The organism is Acinetobacter sp. UBA5934 (assembly GCF_002430855.1).
In the GTDB taxonomy this organism is placed as follows: Bacteria; Pseudomonadota; Gammaproteobacteria; order Pseudomonadales; family Moraxellaceae; genus Acinetobacter.
Genome location: NZ_DJDC01000156.1, coordinates 68,633 through 73,601, shown reverse-complemented (window position 1 = coordinate 73,601; position 4,969 = coordinate 68,633). Strand labels below are relative to the sequence as shown.

The window sequence follows — 4,969 nt, the reverse complement described above, 5'->3', positions numbered from 1 at the left end:
CCTAAAGTCTGGTTGATGGCAGCCGCCATTTATGTGGTTTTTATTGTGTATTTCCTGGTTTATAGCCGAAATAAATTGGTTGCCGGAACACCAGAAGAAGAGTTTGCCAATATTCAGGCCGCAGAACAGGAACTGAAATAATAAGAAAATCAGGAGCAATGCAGCATGCTGTATCAAATCAATGTAGCTCATCATCATTATGTTTTTGCAGACTTAAAAACTTTAATGGCGAAAGCGACGCCGGAACGCTCGGGCGATCAGCTGGCAGGAATTGCGGCGCAAGATGCAACAGAACGGGTCGCAGCACAGATGTGTCTGGCAGATGTGCCGCTCAAGCAATTTTTGCAAGAAACGTTGATTGATTATGATCAGGATGAAGTGACCCGTTTAATTATTGATGAACATGATGCATTGGCTTTCTATCCTATTTCACATTTTAGTGTAGGAGACTTTCGCAACTGGCTACTCAGTGAAGACGCCAGCACAGAAAAATTGCAGCATTTACAAGCGGGGCTGACGCCTGAAATGGTGGCTGCGGTGAGCAAAATTATGCGCAATCAGGACTTGATTCTGGTCGCAAAGAAATGCCGGGTTATCACTCAGTTTAGGAACACCATTGGCTTGGAGGGACGGCTTTCGACCCGATTACAACCCAATCATCCCACCGACGATTTATTGGGGATTTCCGCCAGTATTTTAGATGGTTTGATGTATGGCAATGGTGACGCCGTGATTGGCATTAATCCGGCGACCGATAATCTGCAAAATCTTTCAGAACTGCTAAAACTGCTGGATCATATTATTCATGAATATGAGATACCGACCCAGTCCTGTGTCTTGACTCATGTCAGTTCAGGCATAGAGCTGGTTAATAAAAATGTGCCGGTCGATTTAATGTTTCAGTCGATCGCCGGATCACAAGCCGCCAATAGTGCTTTCGGGATTGATTTAGCCATGTTGCAGGAAGGCTATGAAGCCGCTTTAAGTTTAAAACGCGGTACGGTCGGTCAGAACGTGATGTATTTTGAAACCGGACAGGGCAGTGCCTTATCCAGTAATGCACATCATGGGGTGGATCAGCAAACCATAGAAGCGCGTGCCTATGCCGTGGCTCGAAAATATCAGCCTTTTCTGGTCAATACCGTAGTGGGCTTTATCGGGCCAGAATATTTATATAACGGCAAACAGATTATTCGGGCAGGATTGGAAGATCATTTCTGTGGCAAATTACTGGGGCTGCCGATGGGCTGCGATATTTGCTATACCAACCATGCCGATGCCGATCAGGACGATATGGACGTGTTACTCACATTGCTGGCCAATGCCGGGATTAACTTTATTATGGGGATTCCGGGTTCGGATGATGTGATGCTGAATTATCAAACCACTTCTTTTCATGATGCTTTATACATTCGTCAATTATTAGGTTTGCAGCCAGCACCCGAGTTTGCAGCCTGGCTGGAGCAACAAGGAATTTTGAAACAGCATTACACACAACTGCATTGGCCGAGCCAGCTGCCAGAAAAGTTCTCCCGTTTAATCATGTCATGAGTGGAGGATTGGATGATGAAAATACAATACGAGGTCCAGTTTCAACCCGAGCTGAAGCAAAATGCCTGGGAGCAACTGAAACAGTTCACCGACGCCCGAATTGCCTTAGGCCGCGTGGGGTGCAGTCAGCCCACTCAGCCTTCATTACAGTTTCAGCTGGCACATGCGCAGGCCAAAGATGCCGTTTTAAAAATGCTGGATGTTGAAAGCTTAAAAGCACAGTTAAAAAAGCTGAATAAAGATATTTTGCACATTTCCAGTTGTACGTTAGATAAAGATAGTTATTTAAAACGTCCAGATTTGGGTCGAGTACTGTCAGCGTCATCTAGAGCATTATTACAGCAATATCAGCAGCAACATCAGACTGAATATGATGTGCTGATTGTAGTGGGTGATGGCTTATCCGCACGTGCGATTGAAGTGAATGCAGGACATTTTATTGAGCAGTTAGCTCAGGCTTGCCTAAATGAAGGTTGGTCGGTTGCGCCATTGGTCATTGCAACCGGAAGTCGGGTAGCACTGGGCGATGAAGTTGCAGAAATTCTAAAAGCTAAAATGCTGGTGATGCTGATTGGTGAGCGTCCAGGTTTAAGTTCACCAGACAGTATGGGAATTTATTTCACTTGGAACGCATATCAAGGCTGCCCTGATGCCAAACGTAATTGCATTTCCAATGTACGTCCTGCCGGCTTATCTGATTTGGTGGCAATTCAGCGTTTAATGGCACTGATGAGAAAGTCTCGTCAGCTGCAATTTTCAGGCGTACATCTTAAAGATGAACATGAAATGCTGGTTGAAACCCACACTTCCTCTAATTTAAAACGTATTTTCTGATTTGACAGTATATAAGGCAAGTTTACATGTATTCACCATGTCACTATGCTTTTACACATAACTAAATTGTGGATATTGCTAGTATAAAAATATGAAAAACAAGATAAAGCAGAGGAATATATGCCACATGATTTTAATAAACCGCCTCATGTAACGACACAGGAAGAGAGAACTCAGAAAAAGCGTCTGCCTGTTTATATCTTGGTTATCGTAGGTGTTTTTCTGATTGCGTTACTGGCTTACATGTTTGCGGATACCGAACCAGATGCTAAAGATGCGCCTCCTGGACATCCTGATCCTTCAGCCCAAACAGCAACACCAAACAATACCACTCCAAATACCGGAACAGCGACAGCAACAGATGAACCTGTAGGAACAGCTGTTGATACAGCAACCGAAGCGGGTGAAAGTGACGCGATTAAAAATGCAGCCGACAATGTGGGCGTGGGACGTAGTAACTCGAATTAAAACGACAATTTTAATGTATTAATTTAAAGCTCTAATCTGAAAGGATTAGGGCTTTTTTGCAATCAAATGTGCGCTTTTGTTGTATTTATGCTGGTTTGTATTGAAGAAAAAATATTCGAATCCTAATGTGTTCTTAACTTCATAGTTTTAGGTTAACTAACCGACAAAACCCAATATTCATCTGCGATAGAACTTCAATAAGTAATAACAAGAGGACATGACAATATGAATGAGTATTTTTCTGGAGGCCCAAGAGGGGGTGAATTTGATGCAATGTATTATTGGAATCAATTTCATCCTATTTTAGCTGCCATCGCCATTTTAATCATAGGTTGGATTATTGCCCTCATTATTGCGGCAGGAATTAAAAAAGTTTTACAAAAGCTTGGAACAAATCAAAGACTTTCTAGTGCGACAGGACATCGCGCAAATATGGAAAGTATCGTTTCGCGTATCGTTTTTTGGATTGTGATGATCATTGCGGTCATAGGTGCATTTAATGTGCTTAATCTCACCAGTGTGAGTGGACCGTTCAGCAATATGATTCAGCAATTCCTGTTGTTTATTCCTCGACTTTTAGCGGCTCTTGCGGTCGGTTTTATTGGCTGGATTGTAGCGACTCTGGTCAAAGTAGGAATGCAAAAACTGCTGGATCGAACTGAACTGGACGAAAAATTAAGTGCTGACGTAGGTGTCAGTCCGATTAGCCAGAACATTAGTGACATTGTTTATTGGCTGATTTTGTTATTATTCCTGCCAATTGTACTGTCTATTTTAGGCTTAACCGGCTTGCTGCTTCCAGTACAAAATATGGTGAATGAAGTTGTTTCATTCTTGCCTAATATCTTTATTGCCGGTGTGATTGTATTTGTCGGTTATATTCTGGCAAAAATTGTACGCGGTATTGTTGAAGGTCTGGTCGGCAGTTTAAATCTACAGCATGAAACACAAAAGATTGGTTTCCTGAAAAATTCTAATTTGCCAAAAGTATTAGGCTCTTTTGTTTTCGCTGTAATTATTATTACTGCGCTGATTATTGCATTTGAAGCTTTAGGTATTCAGGCGATTTCACAACCTGCAACAGCCATGTTGTATGAAATCATGAATGCGATTCCGCATATTATTGCGGCGGGTCTAATTCTGATTTTGGCTTATGTAGTTTCACGTTTCGTGGCTAATCTGGTGGTTGACGTATTGGCTGGAACAGGTGTTGATGAATTACCTGCCAAAATGGATGCACAACGCTTTTTGGGAACGACCAAAGTATCAACCATTGTTGGATACATGATCGTTTTCTTTACCATGCTATTTGCAGTATCGGAAGCTGCAAACCGACTTGGTTTTGAACAGGTTAGTGCGCTGATCTCGATGTTTATCCAGTTCGGTGCCAATATTTTACTTGGTGCTGTCATCTTGATGATCGGCTTCTGGCTTGCAAACATTGTTGCGAAAGTCATTGGGCGTGGTGAATATAACAGTTCACGCTGGTTGGCCAACCTGGTTCGCATCCTGATTATAGGTTTGGTTATTGCCATGGGCTTACGTGCCATGGGTATTGCCGATTCGATTGTAAATCTTGCCTTCGGTTTAACCTTGGGCGCAGTTGCGGTTGCCTTTGCTTTGGCCTTTGGTTTAGGTGGTCGTGATCCGGCACAACGAGTATTGACTGACTTAATTGATAAATGCAAAAGAGAGGCAAAGGAGCCGAATCCTTTCCATGAGGAAAATTCAGACCTGATGACTTCAAGTTCAGATTCTGACTCAATCTCTGCCCATGCTGCACAAGCATTTACTGCACATGGCACATCAGAAGTGAATCAAGGTTCGGACCCTTCAGTGGATAAATCTTCTGAACTGGAAATGGATGGAGGCGCACCAGCAACGTCTGGTTCTAACAAACCCGTAGCGGCGAGTCCATACCCAATCTCAGATCAGAAAGAAACGCTCATGCCTGATTTGTCCAATCCAACTCCTGCTTCATTAACTACCGCACCGCAAGATGCACAAAAACCGGATCCAGATCAGAGTATTCCAGATTCTCTGCGTGTTGATCCAAAAAATCCGCCAGTAAATAATCCTTTTGGATCGACTGGTGAGAAAGAATCCGATGTCGATA

Annotated in this window: 5 protein-coding genes; all 5 read left to right on the top strand. The window is 43.0% G+C overall.

All coding sequences use genetic code 11. From position 1 onward, the window contains the following. Positions 1-141 (top strand): hypothetical protein (locus B2Y23_RS15495; protein ID WP_414632126.1); only part of this gene is annotated, 141 nt, incomplete at its 5' end. Between the two features lie 24 nt (positions 142-165). Further along, complete coding sequence (locus B2Y23_RS11120; protein WP_291370816.1) at positions 166-1,551, top strand: ethanolamine ammonia-lyase subunit EutB; 1,386 nt, start codon at positions 166-168, stop codon at positions 1,549-1,551. A 15-nt stretch (positions 1,552-1,566) separates the two neighbouring features. Next, positions 1,567-2,385 carry an ethanolamine ammonia-lyase subunit EutC gene (gene eutC, locus B2Y23_RS11115; protein ID WP_291370871.1) on the top strand — a complete coding sequence of 273 codons (819 nt, stop codon included), beginning with the start codon at positions 1,567-1,569 and terminating at the stop codon, positions 2,383-2,385. A 120-nt stretch (positions 2,386-2,505) separates the two neighbouring features. Next, positions 2,506-2,853, top strand: a complete 348-nt coding sequence (locus tag B2Y23_RS11110; protein WP_291354359.1) for a hypothetical protein — start codon at positions 2,506-2,508, stop codon at positions 2,851-2,853. A gap of 225 nt (positions 2,854-3,078) precedes the next feature. After that, positions 3,079-4,969: mechanosensitive ion channel (locus B2Y23_RS11105; RefSeq protein WP_291370814.1), on the top strand; the 1,891-nt coding region annotated here is incomplete at its 3' end.